Raw genomic sequence first — 18136 nt, 5'->3', positions numbered from 1 at the left:
ATCAGGCCTTTCATTGGGGTTGGGAGAAAGATTCATGCGGGGCGGCGAGACAGGCCGAAGGTCACGGCGAGCGCGCCGATGAGCACTGCGCCCTTGACGAAATCCTGAAGATAGTAGGGGGCGTTCAACATGGTCAGGCCGTTCAGCAGCACGCCTACGAAGACCGCGCCGACTACCGTGCCGAAGACGTTCGGCCGGTTGGCGCCGAGCACGGCGTAGCCGATCAGCGAGGCGGCTACGGCGTCGAGCATCAGCGAGTTGCCGGCGCTGACATCGCCGCGGCCGATGCGGGCGGCGATCAGGATGCCGCCGAGCGAGGCAATCGTGGATGAGAGGACGTAAGCCGAGACACGGTAGAGTTTCGTCGGCGCGCCGGCGAGATGGGCGGCGGTCTCCGAGCCGCCGACGGCATAGAACACCCGTCCCCAGCGCGTGCGCTCCATGAGGAACCAGAAGGCCAGCGCGACGACCGCCAGCACGATCACCGGGATCGGCACGACGCCGCCGACGCGGTAGCGGCCGAGCGCCAGAAAGCCCTCGGTAAAACTGCCGGTGGCGGAGGAGCCGTCGAGCAGCGCCATGCCGGGCGCGATCGAGCGGCCGCCGGTAGGGATCAGCTGCGCACCGGCGAGAAGGAAAAGCGTGCCGAGGGTCGCCAGGAGGTCGGGCACCCTGAGGCCGACGATCAGCAGGCCGTTGAGCAGGCCGACCAGAACGCCGATCGCGAGCGCTCCGGCGACCGCCTCATAGGCTGAGCCGCCGAGGACGATGAGGATGTAGGCCGCGGCCATTTGCGTCAAAGCCGCAAGCGCGCCGACCGAGAGGTCGAAGCCGCCGACGGCGCAGCTCACCGTCACGCCGATTCCGAGCAGCGCGACGATGGCCACGCCCTGCAGGATCGAGAAGATATTGGCGACCCGCAGGAAGGCCGGCTCGTTGTACTGGAAGGTTGCTATCAGGACGGCCAGCAGCGCGAAGATACCAACCTTGATTACGATATCGCGGACAGCGCCACGTGGCGCGGCGACCCGGCGGGGCTCGGGGGATGCAGACGCGAGGGATGTCATGGGGCGACCTGATCGTTGGCGGGATTGAGGGAAGTGATGACCGCCGCGGCAGCGGACTCGGTGCCGGAATTCTCCGGCAGCAACCGGCCATCCTCGATGACCAAGATGCGGTCGCCGACCTCGAGGGCCTCTTCGTAGTCGTTAACGAAAACGAGGGTGGCGCGGTCGCCGGCACGCTCGCGGATGGCGGTGATGATGTCGTCACGGGCGCCGATGTCGACGCCCTGGAACGGCTCGTCGAGAAGGAGCAGGCGCGCCGGCTCTGCGTGCCAGCGGGCCAGAACGACCTTCTGCTGGTTGCCGCCGGAGAGCGCCGTCAACCGGTCGCCCGGTCCCCGCGCCTTGATGCCGAAGGCGCCGATGGCCAACTCGGCGGCGAGGCGCTCCCGCTCCCGCGGCACCAGACCGTTTCGCGACCATCGGGCGAGGAAAGGGAAGCCGATCGTCCCGGCAATCGAGGCAAAGGGAACGGATGTCGGGAAGAACGAGGTGCGCCATCGGTCCTCGCCGGCATAGAACACGCCAGCCGCGATCGAGGCCGCCGGCCCCTTGGGCCGCCAAGGCGAGCCGTCGAGCGTCGCCGTCCCATCCGCGAACGGCCAGAGGCCGAAGATCGCGCCGGCAAGCGACGTCTTGCCGGAGCCGACCGGGCCGGTGACGGCGACGATCTCACCGCGGCGGACGATGAGGTCGAAGCGCTCCGCTGATCGCTTTAGCCGTACTCCTTCCAGTGCCAACACCACGGGCGCACCGTCGACGCGGCCGAAGCGAGGCTTGCGGACGATATCGTGGCCGACCATCAGTTGGATCGCTTGGGGAAAATCGATGGGATGCGACAGCTCGCCGGCGACTCGTCCGTCTCGCAGCACCAGCGTGCGGTCGGCAAGGCGCCGGAGATCGGCCGTCTTGTGCGAAACGTAGATGATCGCGACACCGCTCGCCTTGAGCCCTTCGACGACGGCAAACAGCCGCTCGGATTCTGCGGCGGAAAGGCTGGCGGTAGGTTCGTCGAGCAGCAGCACGACCGGTTCGTGTGCCACCGCCTTGGCGATGGCGACGAGTTGCCGGTCGGCAAGCGAGATGTCGGAAAGCAGCGCATCGAGATCGACGTCGAGGCCGATGCGCGATGCCCGACGCTGCGCCAGGCGGCGGATGCCGGACGTCGTCGTGATGAGGGGCGATCCGCCGGAGCAGTAAAGATCGAGCAGCAGGTTGTCTGCGACGGACATGCCCGGCACGCCGACATCGGCGATCGACTGGTGCACGGCGACAATGCCGTGCGCCCGCGCCCCCGCCGGCGAGGTGATGTCCACGGCCCGGCCGGCGATCTCGATCTTCCCGCTGTCCGGCACCTGCAGCCCGCAGAGCAGCTTGATCAGCGTCGACTTGCCGGCGCCATTCGCACCCATCAGCGCGAGCACCTCGCCTCGCCGAAGCGTCAGATCGACGAAGTCCAGAGCCCGCGTCGGCCCGTAGCTCTTGCTGACCGAGCCGAGCTTCAGGACGACGGGAGCATTCGAGGTCGTCATGGGGCGCGAATTCCTGCCGGACGGTTGCGTCCATTCCCCAGACTAGAATGCCGATCGGTACCCAGACAGAAAGATTATACTAATTCCATAGACTGATGGTAGATTGGTATCGCGCCGTATTCGTCGCAAACGGCTACGGGAGCATAACGACCTACCCCGATCAACAAGGATAGCGATGACGGCTGAAACGCACCTGATCCTGAACGCCTTCACGATGAACTGCGTCGGCCATATCAATCATGGCCTCTGGACTCACCCCCGCGACCGCTCGCAGGACTATACCCGACTGGACTACTGGACGTCGCTGGCCAAGACGCTGGAGCGCGGCTTGTTCGACGCGATGTTCATCGCCGACATCGTGGGTGTCTACGACGTCTACCAAGATTCCATTGATCTGACGGCACGGGAATCGATCCAGCTGCCCGTCAACGAGCCGACGCTGCTGGTGCCGGCGATGGCGGCGGTGACAGGGAACCTCGGCTTCGGCGTCACCGTCAACACCAGCATCGAACACCCCTACACATTCGCTCGGCGCTTCTCGACGCTCGACCACCTGACCGACGGCCGGGTCGGCTGGAACATCGTCACCGGCTACCTGGACAGCGCCGCACGTGCGGTCGGCCAGGACGCCATGGCCGAGCATGATACCCGCTACGACCGCGCAGACGACTATCTCGACCTCTGCTACAAGCTGTGGGAAGCGAGCTGGGACGACGATGCAGTGGTTCATGACCGCGCCCGTCGGATATTTGCCGAGCCGTCCAGGATCCGTACGATCAGGCACGACGGACCGTTCTACCGATCTGAGGGCGTCCATCTTTCGGCACCCTCCCCGCAGCGCACACCGGTGCTGTTCCAGGCCGGCTCATCCGGCAGAGGCAAGGCCTTCGCCGCCCGCCATGCCGAATGCGTCTTCATCTCGGCACCTGACAAGGCGACCGCGCGCGACACCACCCGCAGCCTGCGCGCCGCCGTCGTCGAGGCGGGTCGCCGAGCGCACGACGTCAAGATCCTGATCGGTATCAGCGTCGTCACCGGTGCGACGGAGGCTGACGCCCGCGAACGGCTGGCCGACTACGTAAGCCATGGCAGCCCGGAGGCGGGGCTCGCGCATTTCGCCGCAGGCAGCGGCATCGATTTTTCGCGATACGATCTCGACGACCTGATTCCATACGGCCCGACCAACGCCATCCAGTCCTCCACCCGGATCGCCCGGCAGCACGGCTATACCAAGCGCCAGCTTCTCGCACAGCTCGCGCTCGGCGGTCGCTATCCGCTGATCGTCGGCGACGGCGCCGCGGTCGCCGAGGAGATGCGGTCCTGGATGGTCGAGGGCGAGATCGACGGCTTTAATCTGACGCGCACCGTCGTGCCGGAAGGCTACGAGGATTTCGTGAACTTCGTCGTGCCGGCACTCCAGGAGCGCGGTCTCTACAAGACGGCGTACAGCCTTGGCACGTTGCGTGCAAAGCTCTTCGGCGAAGGTGACCGGTTGCCGGATCGCCACGCAGGCGCCTCAGTCCGGAGCCCGTCTCGATAGACCGAGCCGATCTAGCTCGACTCCTTAACCGGCAATCCCGCGTCCCTGGCTGCGTTGGGCCGGCAGCAGTCGTCATCAATGGAGTCCCCATGGACCGTCTCGACCGCAAGATCCTCAAACTTCTGCAGGAGGACTCGACAATGGTGGTCGCCGACATCGGCAAGCGCATCGGCCTGTCGACGACGCCGTGCTGGCGACGGATCCAGAGGCTCGAGGAGGAGGGCGTGATTCAGCGCCGGGTCGCGGTACTTGACCCGGCCAAGCTGAACCTTGCCGTCACGGTCTTTGTCTCGATCCGCACCAACACCCATTCGAAGGAATGGCTCCTGCGTTTCTCGGAAGTCGTCGGCGACTTTCCGGAAGTAATGGAATTCTATCGCATGAGCGGATCGGTGGATTATCTGCTGCGCGTCGTCGTCCCCGACGTCGCCGCCTTCGATGCCTTCTACAAGAAGCTGATCGCCCGCATCGAGATCCGCGACATCTCGTCATCATTCGCCATGGAACAGATAAAATACACGACGGAACTGCCCCTCGACTACGCGCTCCTTAGCGACAGCGGAACGCCCGCCTCCGATTGACGAGACACCCCGCCTCGTCCGGTCGGAATGAATTTGCCCGTCAATCTAGTATTACATCGGACCCTGCCCGCGTCGTCGGCGGGCGGCAACGCGTATGGCCCGGCGTCACGATGGACCAGGCTTTGACCGAAAGCGACTATACGATCTGATCCGCACCAAGCAGGGATAGGGAGTCGTCAGTGGCTTGCGGTATGTGCAGCGCCGGCTTTGGATAAGCTACACCTACCTTGTTCCATTCCCAAACCTTCGAAGGTCACACAATGAGCACCGCACCCAGAATCAAAGTCCGCCCAACGGGCGCGATCGCCAAGATGGGACGCACCGGTTCTCCGCATGTCGTCTCCGCGACGGGCGGCGAGATCGACATCAGGACCGGCGCGTCGGAGGCTGGCTTCAACCCGCTCGATCTCCTCTATGCTTCGCTGTCCGCCTGCCTCGCGATCAGCGCCCGCATGGCGGCCGGAAAGCTGGGCGTGCTCGAGCGGCTCACCGATGTGACAGTCCGGGTAACCGGAGAAAAGGCGCCGGACGAGCCGTCGCGGGTGGCCTGCTTCGACATCGACATGCAGATCGTCGGGGACTTCGACGAGGCGACACGCAACGAGATCGCTCGTCTTGCCGAAACGGAGATCTGCACCGTCAGCAACACGATCAGCGGCCAGCCCGATTTCGCGATGACCTTTCGCGGCTGACCGTCAGAGCGCGAGTGCCTCGTAGCGATTGACGAGGCCTTCGCGGTCGAGGCTTTCGACCACCTCTCCGGCCCGCATTACCGCCGCGCGATCGCACATATGGGCGACCACGCCGGGATCATGGCTGACCAGCACGAAAGTCATGCCGCGAGCGCGCTTGAGATCGTTCAGGAGGTTGAGGACGCCAGCCTGTACCAGCACGTCCAGCGCCGAGGTAGGCTCGTCGAGCAGCAGCAGATCCGGCCGCGCTGTCAGCGCCCGGGCGATCGCTACGCGCTGGCGTTGGCCGCCGGAGAGCTGATGCGGATAGCGCTCTGCGAGTTCGGGCGACAGGCCGACCTGAATCAAAGCATCGGCGACGTCGCGATCGACCTGCCTCGAGCCATGCAGCGCCAGTGGTTCGCCGAGGCTGCGGCCGATCCGGTGCCTCGGATGAAGCGAGGCGTAGGGGTCCTGGAAGACCATCTGTACCCGCCGGCGCAAGTCGCCCGTGATCTTCCTTCCCGGCATCAAGCGCTCGCCGAGCAGATCGACCTCTCCCGTCCAGGCCGTGTTGAGCCCCGCCATTGCGCGCAATACCGTCGTCTTGCCGCAGCCCGACGGGCCGATCAGGCCAAAGCTTTCACCTTCGCGAACCTCAAGGCCGACGTTCCGCACGGCATGGAAGCCGCGGGCTGCAGTGGCGAAGCGGATATCCAGATTCCGGATGTCGACGGCGTTGATCATGACGCCTCCTCAACGGTCGGCAGGCGTTCGCCATAAGTCGATGCAGACGGCCGCGCCGCCCAGAGGCTGCGGGTATAAGGCGAATGGGCGTCTGCCAGATCGCCTGCGGCCAGTTCCTCCTCAATCCTCCCCTGCCGCATGACGATCACCCGGTCGGCAAAGCGCGAGACCTGGACGAGGTCATGGCTGATGAGCAAGAGGCCCATGCCGAAATCGGCCGCCAGTTGCTTCAGCAGGGCGAGGATCTGGATCTGAACGTCGCGATCGAGAGCGGAAGTCGGCTCGTCGGCGATCAGGAGGCGCGGCCGGTTGACCAGCATCGCCGCCATCATCGCCCGCTGCGCCATGCCGCCAGACAGCTGCCCTGGAAATGAACCATAGATCCGCTCGGCATCGGTGAGACCAACGCGGGCTAGCATGTCGAGCGCGGCCTTCCGCCTGTCGCGCTTGCCGAGCGCCGTGTGCAGCAGCAGCGCTTCCTCGACCTGCACGCCGATCCGCTGGCCGGGATTGAGCGAAATCTTCGGATCCTGAGGCATCAGCCCGATCGCCTCGCCTCGCCGCCGCGTCCAGTCGCGCTCGCTCAGCGTCAACAGGTTCTCGCCCTCGAAGGCGAGCCTGTCGGCCGTCACCCGAGCCCGCGGCGGCAGGAGGCCCATGATAGCTCTCCCCGTCAGCGACTTGCCGGAGCCGGATTCCCCGACGAGGGCGACGATCTCCTGACCGACGGCGAGCGAGATGGATGCGACGATCGTGCGCCAGCCGCCATCGGCAGGCAACGCGATGCTGAGGTTGCGGACATCGAGGATCGGCTCAGCCATGGCGCGGATCCAGAATGTCGCGCAGGCCGTCGGCGAGGAGGTTGAAGCCGAGCGACGTCACCAGGATGGCGGCACCGGGGATAGCGGCGATCCACCATTGGTCGAATATCACCTGCGTACCCTCGGCGACCATCGATCCCCACTCCGCCGTTGGCGGCCGGACGCCGAGGCCGAGAAAGCCGAGCCCCGCGGCGGCGAGGATGATGCCGGAGAGGTCGAGCGCCAGACGGATCACCGCCGAGGGCAGCACCATCGGCAGGACATGGAAGAAGACCAGGTGAAGTTTGGAGATGCCGAGCATTTCCGAAGCCGCGAGATAGTCGCCGTCGCGCAGCGCCCCGGTCTCCGCCCGGGCCTGGCGCGCATAGGCCGGCCAGAGGGTCAGCGCCAACGCCAAGGCGCCGTTGACGAGCCCGGCACCCATCAGGCTGACGAAGGCAAAGGCAAGAAGGATGCGCGGAAAGGACATGACGATATCGGTGATCCGCATCAGCACCCGTTCCGTGATGCCGCCGCGAAAGCCCGCGACGGTGCCGACGAGCACGCCCAATGGCGCCATCAGCAGGATGACGATCAGAAGCAGCATCAGGGTCGACTGGGCGCCGAAGAGGATGCGGGAAAAAAGGTCGCGGCCGAACGCGTCGGTTCCCAGCCAATGCACTGCGTCCGGTACGGCAAGCCGGATCGCGGTGTTTTGGGCGAAGGGATCGAACGGCGCGAGCACCGGGGCGGCGATGGCCACCAGCAGCACCACGAAGATGATCACGCCGCCGATGACGGCGGATGGGGAACGCCGCAGTCTTCGACGAAGGCGGCGGCGGGGCAGTGACTGGATGTCGGTCATCGGCGCCGAGCCCCCTCGACCCTGTCTACCGCGAGATCCGTCAGCGCGTTGAGGAGCACGATCGCGGCGCCGACGACGAGCGTCGCGCCGAGGATGGCCGGCATGTCGCCGGCAAACATCGCCGTGGTGAGATAGCGCCCGATCCCCGGCCACGCGAAAACGGTTTCCGTGAAGACGGCGCCTTCCAGGAGGCTCGCATAGGTCAGCGCGAGAACGGTAAGCAGCGTCCCGGTGATGTTGGGCAGGATATGGACGAATACCACCCGGGCGCGGCTGGCGCCCTTGGCTCGGGCGGACAAGGTGTATTCCTGGCCGAGCTCGGACAGGATCGCGGCCCGCGTCAACCGGGCAATGCCGGCCATTCCATAGAAGGCCAGCACCAGCGAGGGCAGGACGAGATGCCCGGCGGCATTGGCGAAGGCACCGGCCTGGCCGGACAGCCAGGTGTCGATCAGCCCGAAACCGGTCACCTGGTCGACGGTGTAGGCATAGGCGACGTCGAGCCGCCCGGGACCCGGTGCCCAGTGCAGGCGCGCATAAAACAGGAGCAGCATCAGCAAGCCAAGCCAGAAGATCGGCGTGGAATAGCCTATAAGGGACACGAACCGTGCCGCCGCATCGAGCAGGCTGCCGGGCTTGAGCGCGGCGACGATGCCCAGGAACAGTCCGAAGACGGTGGCGAGGAGGATGGCGACCGTCGCGAGCTCCAGCGTGGCCGGAAAGGTGCGGGCGATGTCTTGGATCACCGGCTGGCCGGTGCTGATGGAAATCCCGAAATCGCCGGTGAAGGCGTGCTGGAGGTAGATCAGGAACTGCAAGGGAAGCGGCTGGTCGAGGCCGAGCGCCAGCCTTGCGGCGGCATAGGTCGACTGGCTGGCATGGTCGCCAACCATCTGCAGCGCCGGATCGATCGGCGAGAGGCGCGTCATGGCGAAGGTCACCAGCACGAGGCCGAGCAGCGTCAGCGCAAAGGACAGGCCCCACCCCGCGACGCGGTGCGGGAGCGCGAAACCCCGCCGGTCATCCGACCGACGGGGTTCTACGGGTTCGCGGCGTGAGTCCCCTGGGACACGGTCGTCGACAGCCGTCACTTATTTCGAGACTTGGTCATAATACACCTGGTCTGCGTTGAGGCCCTGGACATAGTTCTTGACGTTCTTGCCCAGCACCACTTGATCCGCTCCCTGATACAGGAAGACGAAGGGCGATTCCTCCTGAATTTCCTTCTGGATCTTGCCGTAGAGTTCCGAGCGCTTGGCTGGGTCCTGCTCCTTGACGGCAGCAAGGGTCTGGTCGGTGATTTCCGGGATCACCCATCCGGCCTGCTTGGCGACGGTGTTGGCCGAATTGTCCTTGTTGATGGCGAAGGCCGATGCGTTGGAATGCGGGTCGAAATAGTCCGGGATCCAGTAGCGCAGGGTGATCTGGTATTTGCCGGCCCGGCCCCGGGCGTAGATGTCGCTGGCGACCCCCGGCTGGATATCGAGATCGATGCCGGCCTTGGCGAAGCTCGCCTGCAGCGACTGGGCGACCGACAGGAAAGGCTGCTCGTTGAACACCGGGAACTCGACCTTCACCGGGGTCGTGATGCCGCCTTCGGCGAGGATGGCCTTCGCCTTCTCGACGTCGAGCTTGTAGGGATTGTCGGTGACTGCCCCAGGGAAACCGACGGGCAGGAAGGCTTGGTGCACCTTGCTCTGGCCGCGCAAGAGGTCGCGGGTGATGCCGTCATAGTCGACGAGATGGCGCGCCGCCTTCCAGAACGCCGGCTTGCCGAGCGTCTCGTTCGCCTTGGAATTGATCAGGAGATAGTCGGAGCGGGCCGACGGCACGGCCTCGACAATCAGCTTGCCGTCCTTCTTGATCGCGTCGACCTGATCGGCCCCTAGGCCGCGGGCGATGTCGGCATCGCCCTGCTCGATCTGCAGGCGGCGGGCAGCGGCATCGGGCACGTTCTGAAGGATCACCGTCTCGAGCTTCGGCTTGACCGAGGCCGTGCCATTGGCGGCGAGCACGAGAACCTCGTGTGGCTGGTATTTGGCGATGACGAAGGCGCCGGAGCCGGCGGAGTTCGCCTTCAGCCAGCTATTGCCGAAATCGTCGGCGGCGACGTGCTCGCTCACCGTCTTCTCGTCGACGATCGAGGCGATCGGCGCCGTCAGCAGCGCCAAGGCGAAGGCCGGCCCGACATCGGCCGTCCAAGTCAGCTGGACATGGCTGTCATCCACCTTCTTCAGGCCGGCATCCACGGTCTCCGCCTTCCAGCCAAGCTCGTTGAGAATGAAGGCGGGAGACTTGTTGAGCTTGACTGCCCGCGACAACGAGAAGATCACGTCTTCCGGCCGCACCGGATTGCCGGAGGCGAAGGTCGCGCCCGGCGTGATGGCGAAGGTCAGGCTCTTGCCGTCGTCGCCAGGCTTCCATTCGGAGGCGATGGCGGGGACGATCTTCGTGCCATCCGTGCGGTCGGACTCCACCAGCCGCTGGTAGACGTTGTTAAACGTCTGCACGGTGGTGAGCTCGAAACCCTCCGCCGGGTCGAAGCTCACGGCATCGTCGATCGACTGAGCCACGACCAGCGCACTCGCGGGCGTCGCCGCATGCCCGGTTGCGCCCCCGAACAGGCTTGCGGTACTGAAGACCGCGGCGAGCAACGCGTCCTTGCGTCGATGAAGTGTCATGCAAAATCTCCTGTGCAAAGAACGGGGCGTGCCGCGGGTGTCCGCTTCACGCTGGGGATTTGATATTGGCCACGAGGTCTTCGTCGGGTTCGGCTCGAACGACGTTCGCGAAAACGGTCGTCGCGACCATGATGCCCGCAAAGGCGACAAGGTCGACCAGCAGGGTCTCGTCGTAGATTTCCGCCAGCTCCGACCAGAGCTCGTCGGTGACAGCATTGGAGTCGTTCCCGACGACGCTTCCGAACTGCTGGAGCAGGAGTTCCTCGTTCGAAAGGTCCAGGTGATCGGGATCGATGCCAGACTTCGTAAGCGCCCTGCGAAAGAAACCGACCGGGATCGAAGAGCGCTGGGCCTCGGCGATTGCCAGCGAGAAGATGAACACCGCACGGTCGGTTAGCTTGGCGTTGAGCGCCTGCTTGAGCGCGAACCATTCGCCGTAGACCCGGAGCGCCACCGGCGATCGCGCCTGGATGAGCTTCAAGTTGGTAAGCCGGCCGCGAAGCCGCAGTTCCTCGTCGAGTCCTGCTTTCAGAGAAGCTGGCGCCGTATCGTAGAGGATCGGTGAGATACGTTTCATATCAGCCTGTCTCCGTTTGCGGGGATGATACGTTCCCAGCTTGGAAGGGGGCAGCTCTGTTCGCGTCGCCGCAGCCACGGGATGAGGATGATTTTTGCGTCCTTCGTTCCAAGCCGACGCGACTGGACGCTCAGTGCCAATCACCAAGAGCGTAGACCGGATCGCCGAAGGCGGTCGCAAGCAGCAGAAGTTACTCCGGACGAGGCTGCGCTCCTGTTTCCAGTAAATGTAATTGAGCGCTCCCGATGCCGATGGCCCGCGAAACAGAGGTCAGGCTTTGCCGGACGTGCCGGCGGAAAGCCCGGACAGCGCAAACCCCATCTGCAATCTCATCGAAGATCTGAGCGGGAATTTCATATGCCCTGGCCGGCGATGCCGTAACATGATGAATCTCTCGATGGATTTGGTCTGCACTTCCAAAGTCAGGGGCGCGAAATCGGCGGAGGCGACAGTCGCGGCGGTCGGTCTCAAGAATTTTCAGCATCGCCGATCTGACGAAAAGCCAGATCGATTTTGGAAACGCTGCAGCCGAGCTCCCGCCGGATATAGCCGTAGCCGAACCCGGCATCGATCATTGAGACAATGTGGCGACGGTCGAACGGACAGATCTGACGCCTTTGTTCGAGATCGAAGCCGCGTACCGCCTCGCGCAAAGCATTCCTTATCTCGCTTCCCATCGTTCGTCTTAGCCATAGGCGCCAGCATGGACGAAGCTATCGATCAGACGAGAGGATAGGAAAGAACGTTCTACTAATTTGGTAGATTTATTTGGAAAAGCGCTGGCGATCCGGCGCACTTTGCGCTCCGCCTGTAGCGGGCGATAGCTCCAAGCCTCGAAGTGGACTTGAGCCCCGTTACTCCGACTTGGATCTCGTATAGCGGATCCGGTTGACCTCGCAGAAGTCGGACGCCTCCTGGTAGCTGATTGTCAGGTTCGTAACGGCGGCCATCGAAGCTGCCTACGCAAGAAAGGTCGGAGCTCTCAAGTAATTACGTGCGGTTTCCGCACCGCTATGAGCTGGATGGGCTCGGACTCTGTTATTCCGACGCAGTACCGCATGCCAGTCCCGACCACACCCGCGATTACGACGATGCCGGCGACTTCCGCAGGTCATCGGCGAAAGTGGACCGCATCGTCAATGACGCATTCGGAAGGCGGCGGCGAATATGGCGCCGCGATTCTGGATCCGTTCCGGGTCGGTATCAGATAGGCCCGAGGCGGGCGGCCGGATTTCGGCAGGGTATGCAAGGCGCGAGACGGATCTCAACAGCTTTTTCTCACCGATGACGAGGCTTCGACCCGCTTGCCCTCTGTCACCGATCTAGGCCGCCGCGAGCGTGGAAGCTGGCCTTCAAGCGCATCGGCGGCTGCCTTATCCGCAGGTGCGCCAGGGCCTTCGCCACTTCGCCAGTGGTGGCGGGCACCTCGCGGCGAAGCAGGCGGTTGAGATAGCGGCTGTGCTGGCGTGTCATGTGGATAGCCGCCCGTTGCGCGTCGATCCACTTCCCAAGCTTCATTGCGTCGAGGCCGTCGGTCAGGTCGAGCTCCGCAATCCGAAGTTCGAGCCAGCGGACGCGGTGGTAGAACTCGATGATCTCGATGGCGGTCCTGGCACTGAAGAGACCGATGCGGCCTGAATTGTTCGCGTAGACCGACAGGTCCTGCCGCCAGAGACCCAGCGTCGCCCGCGCATCCCTGAGACGGGCGACTTCCGCGTTGTCGAAAGCCTCAATGCGCTTCTGGTACCGCAGAAGGCTCCGCTGAATGGATTTGACCTCGGCCAGGAGCGCCAGACCGTAGATCCGTCGCTCCTGCCTGCGAATGCCGCCCGAGCTCAGCAAGGCGCCGACATAGCCGGTGATGATGCTGACGAAGGCGGAAAGAAGGACCGTGGCGAACGCGAAAGATCCGGTCATGTCAGTGGAATTCCATCCCTTCCGACCAAGAGATCTGGAGGCATCTAAGCGGTCGCTGCAGGGGCAGGCTTTTCCGCGGACAACATGGCGGCCAGGATCACGACGGGCGCGACGGCCAGGCACCAGACCCCGAAGTAGAGAAACAGCAGAGCTGCGATCGCGCAGCCGAATGCGAAGGCGACGAGGCTCCCCACCATCCGCTTCAGGCGCACCCGCGCCGTCCGGCTCTCCTCTTCCGGCACGCCCGTGATCATGCCCGCCAGGTCGATCATGATCTGCGTCGTGGTCCCGGTCATCAGCGTCGTCGGCGGAGCGCTGGCCAGGTGGACACGGCTTGCCGTGTTCTGGATCGCCATCGCGCTGACCAGCGTCATGCCGGTAATGATCGCCGCGCCACTGTCGCCGTCCGTGAAAGGCCCAAGCCATACGGCAAGCGCAGCCCCAAGGATCAGCAGCACGATCTGGACGCCCAGCATGCGTTTCAGATCGAAGTGTCCGTACCGCGTGTTCGTGCGGCACAGGATCGTGGCGATGAGGACCACAAGACAGAAGGTCGGCAGCGCCAGAAGCTTTGCGATGGCGCCTGTCGTGCCGAAGGCCAGCGTCGCCCCGAGAGTGACGAAGTTGCCGGTCACGTGCGCGGTAAAGAGGCCTTGGAGCGCAAGGAAACCCGCGGCATCGACATAGCCGCCGTTGAAGCTGAGTATCGCGGATAAGGAAGGCTTCATTGCGGATATGCCTTGTGTTGGGTGCCACTTTCGATGCCGCCGGGCTTCCGCTCCGCCAACTCTTTGCCGCCGACGGAATGGATGGCCCGGCTGCATGCGGAAGAAGGAGCCTCCCCGGAGCGGGCCGGCTCCTCCGTTTGTCAGTTCTTGATGAAGGCCAGGAGGTCCGGATTGATCACGTCGGCATGGGTCGTGAGCATGCCGTGCGGATAGCCCTTATAGACCTTCAGCGTGCCGTTCTTCAGCAGCTTAACGGACTTCAGGGCCGCGTCGGCGATCGGCACGACCTGGTCGTCGTCGCCGTGCAGGACAAGCGTCGGCACCGTGATCGCCTGGAGGTCAGCGGTCTGGTCGGTTTCGGAGAAGGCCTTGATGCCGTCGTAATGCGCCTTGGCGCTGCCCATCATGCCCTGGCGCCACCAATTCTGGATCACGCCGGGGTAGACCGTCGCGCCGTCACGGTTGAAGCCGTAGAACGGGCCCGTGGCGACGTCGAGGAAGAGCTGCGCCCGGTTCTCGGCCGTGCCTTGGCGGAATCCGTCGAAAACTTCCATCGGCGTGCCTTCCGGATTGTTCTTGGTCTTCAGCATCAGCGGCGGCACGGCGCTGACCAGCACCGCCTTGGCGACACGGCCACTGGGCTCGCCATGCTTTGCGACGTAGCGGGCGACCTCGCCGCCGCCGGTCGAATGGCCGATGTGGACGGCATTGCGCAGGTCGAGCGCCTCGACCACGGCAAAGGCGTCGGCGGCATAGTGGTCCATGTCGTGGCCGTCGCTGACCTGGGCCGAACGGCCGTGCCCGCGCCGGTCGTGCGCGACGACGCGGAATCCGTTCGCGAGAAAGAACAGCATCTGCGTGTCCCAGTCGTCGGACGAGAGCGGCCAGCCGTGGTGGAACATGATCGGCTGGGCGTCCTTGGAACCCCAGTCCTTGTAGAAGATCTCGGTGCCGTCCTTTGTCGTTACGGTCGCCATGGTCTTGGGTCCTTTCGAGGTGGTGGTGGAAGAGGCGGCTGCGGCCGCATAGGTCGGCAGCGCAAACGTCGAAGCGAAAGCCGCGGCCGTCAGAAGTGCGTCGCGTCGTGTGAGTGCGGGGCCCAGCGTCTTGGTCGGGTTGGTCATGGCGCAGTCTCCGTCAAAAGGTTTTCCGATTTTAGATCGTGAGCGGCGACGAGGACGAATGCGCCGGCAAGGCCGAGATGCTCGGACAAGGCGTTGGTGGCCATGGCCCGCTGGAACCCGGGCGGCAGCTCCCGGAAGCCGGAAGCGTCGAGCGCTCCGGCGAGCGTGAATTCTGAGAGGGCAAGAGCCCCAGCCAGCGGTGGAGCCCGGAAAGTGTCGAGGCGGGCGGCCAACTCGAACAGGATGACCGCGACGGCAAAGAGTGTCGGTGGCCCGGACCGAAGTGCATCATCTCCGTCTGCGCGCCGGCATAGTCTAAAAGCTTCATGAGGGAACCCTGGATGTAGGCCGTGCACGACCCGAGGAGGGCCAACTAGCCGACAGCCGGCCTCATCAAGATCGCCCACAGCATGTAGGGTGCACGATTGCGGGCCATCGTCATACCGCCCAGCAGGCGCAGCCGAGCGCGCCCCAGAATCCCTTCAAGTCCTGGATCGGCAGTTTCGAGGACCAGGCCGTGGCATGGTCGTGCCCATGCACCCCGCACGACTGGGCGCAGCCGCAGGCGGCGATCGCCGCACGGCGCAGCGGGTTGTCCCGCTGGGCCTGCGTATCGCCCCAGGCGGCATAGCCGCCAAAGCTGCGGACCGGCGACCAATCGGGCATGGCCGGCGGCACCTCGTTCTCGTCGAGGTTGGCGAAGTCGCCGGCGCCGAAGACGATCTTGCCGCCGACCAGCGTCAGTTCGGAGGAGAGGTGCGAGATCTCGCTTTCGGCGCAGGCGAAGAAATCCTTGTCCGGCACAATCAGGTCGGCGAACTGGCCGACTTCGATCCGCCCCTTCTTGCCCATTTCGTTCGAGAACCAGGTGACGTTCTCGGTCCACATCCGCAGTGCCGTCTCGCGGTCGAGGCTATTGCGCTGCGGCGTGATGCGCAGCCCGCCGACGGTGCGGCCGGTGATCATCCAGGCAAGTGATACCCAGGGATTGTAGGAGGCGACGCGTGTGGCGTCCGTCCCGGCCGAGGTCCTGACGCCCTTTTCGAGGATTTTCGCGACAGGCGGCGTCGCCTCGGCCGCACCGAGCCCGTAGCGCTCGACGAAGTATTCGCCCTGATAGGCCATGCGGTGCTGCACCGCGATGCCGCCACCGAGTGCCGCGATCCGGTCGATCGAGCGTTCGGAAATGGTTTCGGCATGGTCGAAGAACCAGTGGAGACCCGCGAGCGGCACGTCCTTGTCGACTTTCTCGAAGACGTCGAGCGCCCTTTCGATCGTCTCGTCGTAGGTGGCGTGCATCCGCCATGGCCAGCGGTTCTCGGCGAGAACTTGCACCACGCCTTCGAGATCATTCTCCATCTCCGGGGGCATCTCGGGCCGCTCCACCCGGAAATCCTCGAAGTCGGCAGCGGAGAAGACCAACATCTCGCCGGCGCCGTTGTGGCGGAAATAGTCGTTGCCCTGCTTGTAGGTGGATGTCGCCGTCCAGTTGAGAAAATCGGCCTTCTCCTCCTTCGGCTTCTGGGTGAAGAGATTGTAAGCGAGCCGGACGGTAAGAAGGTTTTCCGCCGCCAGCTTCTCGATCACCGCATAGTCGTCGGGATAGTTCTGGAAGCCTCCTCCGGCATCGATCGCGCCGGTAACGCCGAGCCGGTTCAACTCGCGCATGAAGTGGCGCGTCGAATTGACCTGGTAGTCGAAGGGCAGTTTGGGGCCCTTGGCGAGCGTCGCGTAGAGGATCGCGGCGTTCGGCTTGGCGAGCAGAAGTCCGGTCGGATTGCCTCTGGCGTCTCGCTTGATTTCGCCGCCGTGCGGCGCGGGCGTGTCGCGGTCGTAGCCGACGGCCCGAAGAGCGGCGCCATTGAGCAATGCGCGGTCGTAGAGGTGTAGGAGGAAGACCGGCGTGTCAGGGGCGATCGCGTTGATCTCCTCGATCGTCGGCAGGCGCTTTTCCGTGAACTGGTGCTCCGTAAAACCGCCGACGACGCGCACCCACTGCGGCGGGGGCGTGACGGCGACCTGCCGCTTCAGCATGTCCATCGCATCGGCGAGCGAGCGCACGCCGTCCCAGCGCAGCTCCATGTTGAAGTTCAGGCCGCCGCGGATGATATGGAGATGATTGTCGATCAGCCCAGGCAGCACGCGCCGGCCGCCGAGATCGACTACCCGTGTTTCGGGTCCGGCGTGGGCCATGACGTCACGCGTCTCGCCGACGGCCAGGAACGCACCCTCCTTGATCGCGACGGCGGAGGCCGCGGGGTTGCTGCGGTCGAGCGTCGTGATCAGTCCACTGTGAAGGATGAGGTCGGCGTGCATTGCGGCGTCTCCGTTGGATCGGTCGGCGGCACGGGCAAGGCCCGGCATGGCAAGCGCCGTTGCAGCTTGTAGGAAGCGGCGGCGGCTGGGCATCACGCGTCGTCCTGCGGAATGCGGGATGGGGACGGCACGGTGCCAGAGGGCAAATGGCCAAAGAGGCGCGGGCGAGTCTGATGATCGAGGAATGACGAGGAGATGGGCTCGCTGCGCCAGAGCGATCTGACCAGTGGCGGGATCTGCTCGCCGACAAGAATGCCGAGGAGCCCGATGAGAGCGATCAACGGTGGAGCCGGTGAACGGACGTTCAGTAGTGCGTAGACGACGCCGACAAGAAGGCCGGCACCTAGCGACATCGCATAGACCTTCATGACGGGCCTCCCTATCTCGGAATGAGGATACCGGGCGCGTTGCCGCGCCCGGCGGGGCTCAGCCCTCGTGGGCGTTGAACATCGACTTGGCGTAGATGATTCCGAGGCCGTAGGCGCCGCCGTATTGCTTGGCGATGCCGGTGGTCATGTCGTAGGTCTCGGTGCGGGCCCAATCGCGCTGGAGTTCCAGCATGTACTGGAGCGACGTCATCGGCTGCACGCCGGCCTGAACCATGCGCTCCATCGCCCGCTCGTGCGCCTCGGTCGACACGTCGCCACAGGCATCGGCGATGACGTAGCACTCGAAACCCTGGTCTAGGGCGGAGAGCGTCGGGCCGACGATGCAGACCGAGGTCCAAAGCCCGGCGAAGACGAGCCGGGTCTTGCCGATGCGATTTACCTCATCGATCACCGCGGCATCCTCCCATGTGTTCATCGACGTTCGGTCGAGCAGGTTCTGGCCAGGGAAAGCCGAAGTGATTTCCTCGAACATCGGGCCGGAGAAGCTCTTTTCGGCAACGGTGGTTAGGATCGTCGGCACCTCGAAGCCGGCGGCGGCGCGGGAGATCAGGGCCGCATTGTTGCGAAGGTGTTGATTTCCACTGAGAGCTGACCCAGGATTTCC

18 protein-coding genes and 1 pseudogene are annotated in these 18136 nt (G+C 64.5%); 3 read left to right on the top strand and 16 right to left on the bottom strand.

Annotation, left to right across the window (positions count from 1 at the left end):
* Window positions 1-32 precede the first annotated feature (32 nt).
* Complete coding sequence (locus ACZL02_RS21895; RefSeq protein ID WP_472940824.1) at window positions 33-1067, bottom strand: ABC transporter permease; 1035 nt, start codon at window positions 1065-1067, stop codon at window positions 33-35.
* Window positions 1064-2596 (bottom strand): sugar ABC transporter ATP-binding protein, encoded by a 1533-nt coding sequence (locus ACZL02_RS21890; RefSeq protein ID WP_472940823.1) that lies wholly within the window; start codon window positions 2594-2596, stop codon window positions 1064-1066. The genes ACZL02_RS21895 and ACZL02_RS21890 overlap by 4 nt, the downstream gene beginning before the upstream one ends.
* 175 nt (window positions 2597-2771) lie before the next feature.
* On the opposite strand from ACZL02_RS21890, the gene ACZL02_RS21885 reads away from it, so the two are divergent.
* The 3 genes from ACZL02_RS21885 (at window position 2772) to ACZL02_RS21875 (ending at window position 5409) form a co-directional block, all read left to right on the top strand.
* Window positions 2772-4136, top strand: coding sequence for an LLM class flavin-dependent oxidoreductase (locus ACZL02_RS21885; RefSeq protein WP_472940822.1), 1365 nt, complete (start codon window positions 2772-2774; stop codon window positions 4134-4136).
* An 89-nt stretch (window positions 4137-4225) separates the two neighbouring features.
* A complete protein-coding gene (locus ACZL02_RS21880) occupies window positions 4226-4717 on the top strand; it encodes an Lrp/AsnC family transcriptional regulator (protein ID WP_472940821.1) in 492 nt (163 codons plus the stop codon).
* 260 nt (window positions 4718-4977) lie between these two features.
* Window positions 4978-5409, top strand: coding sequence for an OsmC family protein (locus ACZL02_RS21875; RefSeq protein WP_472940963.1), 432 nt, complete (start codon window positions 4978-4980; stop codon window positions 5407-5409).
* Between the two features lie 3 nt (window positions 5410-5412).
* On the opposite strand, the gene ACZL02_RS21870 is transcribed toward ACZL02_RS21875, so the two are convergent.
* The 14 genes and pseudogenes from ACZL02_RS21870 to ACZL02_RS21805 all read right to left on the bottom strand — a co-directional run.
* Entirely contained in the window at window positions 5413-6135 is a 723-nt protein-coding gene (locus ACZL02_RS21870; RefSeq protein WP_472940820.1) for an ABC transporter ATP-binding protein, read from the bottom strand.
* Window positions 6132-6956: an ATP-binding cassette domain-containing protein gene (locus ACZL02_RS21865; protein WP_472940819.1), complete on the bottom strand. Its 825-nt coding sequence runs from the start codon at window positions 6954-6956 to the stop codon at window positions 6132-6134. Before ACZL02_RS21865 ends, ACZL02_RS21870 begins: the two co-directional genes overlap by 4 nt.
* On the bottom strand, window positions 6949-7800 hold the full coding sequence (locus ACZL02_RS21860) for an ABC transporter permease (protein ID WP_472940818.1): 852 nt from the start codon (window positions 7798-7800) through the stop codon (window positions 6949-6951). Before ACZL02_RS21860 ends, ACZL02_RS21865 begins: the two co-directional genes overlap by 8 nt.
* The gene (locus tag ACZL02_RS21855; RefSeq protein ID WP_472940817.1) at window positions 7797-8891 is read right to left on the bottom strand and encodes an ABC transporter permease; all 1095 of its coding nucleotides are present in this window, start codon (window positions 8889-8891) and stop codon (window positions 7797-7799) included. Before ACZL02_RS21855 ends, ACZL02_RS21860 begins: the two co-directional genes overlap by 4 nt.
* Window positions 8892-10481, bottom strand: coding sequence for an ABC transporter substrate-binding protein (locus ACZL02_RS21850; protein ID WP_472940816.1), 1590 nt, complete (start codon window positions 10479-10481; stop codon window positions 8892-8894).
* 46 nt (window positions 10482-10527) lie between these two features.
* Window positions 10528-11058 (bottom strand): carboxymuconolactone decarboxylase family protein, encoded by a 531-nt coding sequence (locus ACZL02_RS21845; protein WP_472940962.1) that lies wholly within the window; start codon window positions 11056-11058, stop codon window positions 10528-10530.
* Window positions 11059-11525: 467 nt separating this feature from the next.
* The gene (locus ACZL02_RS21840; RefSeq protein WP_472940815.1) at window positions 11526-11735 is read right to left on the bottom strand and encodes a hypothetical protein; all 210 of its coding nucleotides are present in this window, start codon (window positions 11733-11735) and stop codon (window positions 11526-11528) included.
* 637 nt (window positions 11736-12372) lie between these two features.
* Window positions 12373-12975 carry a hypothetical protein gene (locus tag ACZL02_RS21835; protein WP_472940814.1) on the bottom strand — a complete coding sequence of 201 codons (603 nt, stop codon included), beginning with the start codon at window positions 12973-12975 and terminating at the stop codon, window positions 12373-12375.
* A gap of 44 nt (window positions 12976-13019) precedes the next feature.
* On the bottom strand, window positions 13020-13703 hold the full coding sequence (locus tag ACZL02_RS21830; protein ID WP_472940961.1) for a YoaK family protein: 684 nt from the start codon (window positions 13701-13703) through the stop codon (window positions 13020-13022).
* A 140-nt stretch (window positions 13704-13843) separates the two neighbouring features.
* Window positions 13844-14827, bottom strand: coding sequence for an alpha/beta fold hydrolase (locus ACZL02_RS21825; RefSeq protein ID WP_472940813.1), 984 nt, complete (start codon window positions 14825-14827; stop codon window positions 13844-13846).
* A pseudogene (locus tag ACZL02_RS21820) lies at window positions 14824-15200 on the bottom strand (DoxX family protein). Before ACZL02_RS21820 ends, ACZL02_RS21825 begins: the two are co-directional and overlap by 4 nt.
* A 65-nt stretch (window positions 15201-15265) precedes the next feature.
* Complete coding sequence (locus ACZL02_RS21815; protein ID WP_472940812.1) at window positions 15266-17236, bottom strand: amidohydrolase; 1971 nt, start codon at window positions 17234-17236, stop codon at window positions 15266-15268.
* The gene (locus tag ACZL02_RS21810; RefSeq protein ID WP_472940811.1) at window positions 17236-17511 is read right to left on the bottom strand and encodes a XapX domain-containing protein; all 276 of its coding nucleotides are present in this window, start codon (window positions 17509-17511) and stop codon (window positions 17236-17238) included. The genes ACZL02_RS21815 and ACZL02_RS21810 overlap by 1 nt, the downstream gene beginning before the upstream one ends.
* Before the next feature lie 58 nt (window positions 17512-17569).
* On the bottom strand, window positions 17570-18136 hold a 567-nt coding region (locus ACZL02_RS21805), incomplete at its 5' end, for a hydrolase (protein WP_472940810.1).

Source organism: Mesocryomonas fontinalis, from assembly GCF_055730125.2.
Note: the sequence above shows the minus strand (reverse complement) of the source record. Positions and strands in the feature narration are given on the sequence as shown.

Coding starts and splice junctions, on each gene's coding strand:
- ACZL02_RS21895 (WP_472940824.1), bottom strand. CDS start 1,067: ATGACATCCCTCGCGTCTGCATCCCCCGAGCCCCGCCGGGTCGCCGCG.
- ACZL02_RS21890 (WP_472940823.1), bottom strand. CDS start 2,596: ATGACGACCTCGAATGCTCCCGTCGTCCTGAAGCTCGGCTCGGTCAGC.
- ACZL02_RS21885 (WP_472940822.1), top strand. CDS start 2,772: ATGACGGCTGAAACGCACCTGATCCTGAACGCCTTCACGATGAACTGC.
- ACZL02_RS21880 (WP_472940821.1), top strand. CDS start 4,226: ATGGACCGTCTCGACCGCAAGATCCTCAAACTTCTGCAGGAGGACTCG.
- ACZL02_RS21875 (WP_472940963.1), top strand. CDS start 4,978: ATGAGCACCGCACCCAGAATCAAAGTCCGCCCAACGGGCGCGATCGCC.
- ACZL02_RS21870 (WP_472940820.1), bottom strand. CDS start 6,135: ATGATCAACGCCGTCGACATCCGGAATCTGGATATCCGCTTCGCCACT.
- ACZL02_RS21865 (WP_472940819.1), bottom strand. CDS start 6,956: ATGGCTGAGCCGATCCTCGATGTCCGCAACCTCAGCATCGCGTTGCCT.
- ACZL02_RS21860 (WP_472940818.1), bottom strand. CDS start 7,800: ATGACCGACATCCAGTCACTGCCCCGCCGCCGCCTTCGTCGAAGACTG.
- ACZL02_RS21850 (WP_472940816.1), bottom strand. CDS start 10,481: ATGACACTTCATCGACGCAAGGACGCGTTGCTCGCCGCGGTCTTCAGT.
- ACZL02_RS21845 (WP_472940962.1), bottom strand. CDS start 11,058: ATGAAACGTATCTCACCGATCCTCTACGATACGGCGCCAGCTTCTCTG.
- ACZL02_RS21840 (WP_472940815.1), bottom strand. CDS start 11,735: ATGGGAAGCGAGATAAGGAATGCTTTGCGCGAGGCGGTACGCGGCTTC.
- ACZL02_RS21835 (WP_472940814.1), bottom strand. CDS start 12,975: ATGACCGGATCTTTCGCGTTCGCCACGGTCCTTCTTTCCGCCTTCGTC.
- ACZL02_RS21830 (WP_472940961.1), bottom strand. CDS start 13,703: ATGAAGCCTTCCTTATCCGCGATACTCAGCTTCAACGGCGGCTATGTC.
- ACZL02_RS21825 (WP_472940813.1), bottom strand. CDS start 14,827: ATGACCAACCCGACCAAGACGCTGGGCCCCGCACTCACACGACGCGAC.
- ACZL02_RS21815 (WP_472940812.1), bottom strand. CDS start 17,236: ATGCCCAGCCGCCGCCGCTTCCTACAAGCTGCAACGGCGCTTGCCATG.
- ACZL02_RS21810 (WP_472940811.1), bottom strand. CDS start 17,511: ATGAAGGTCTATGCGATGTCGCTAGGTGCCGGCCTTCTTGTCGGCGTC.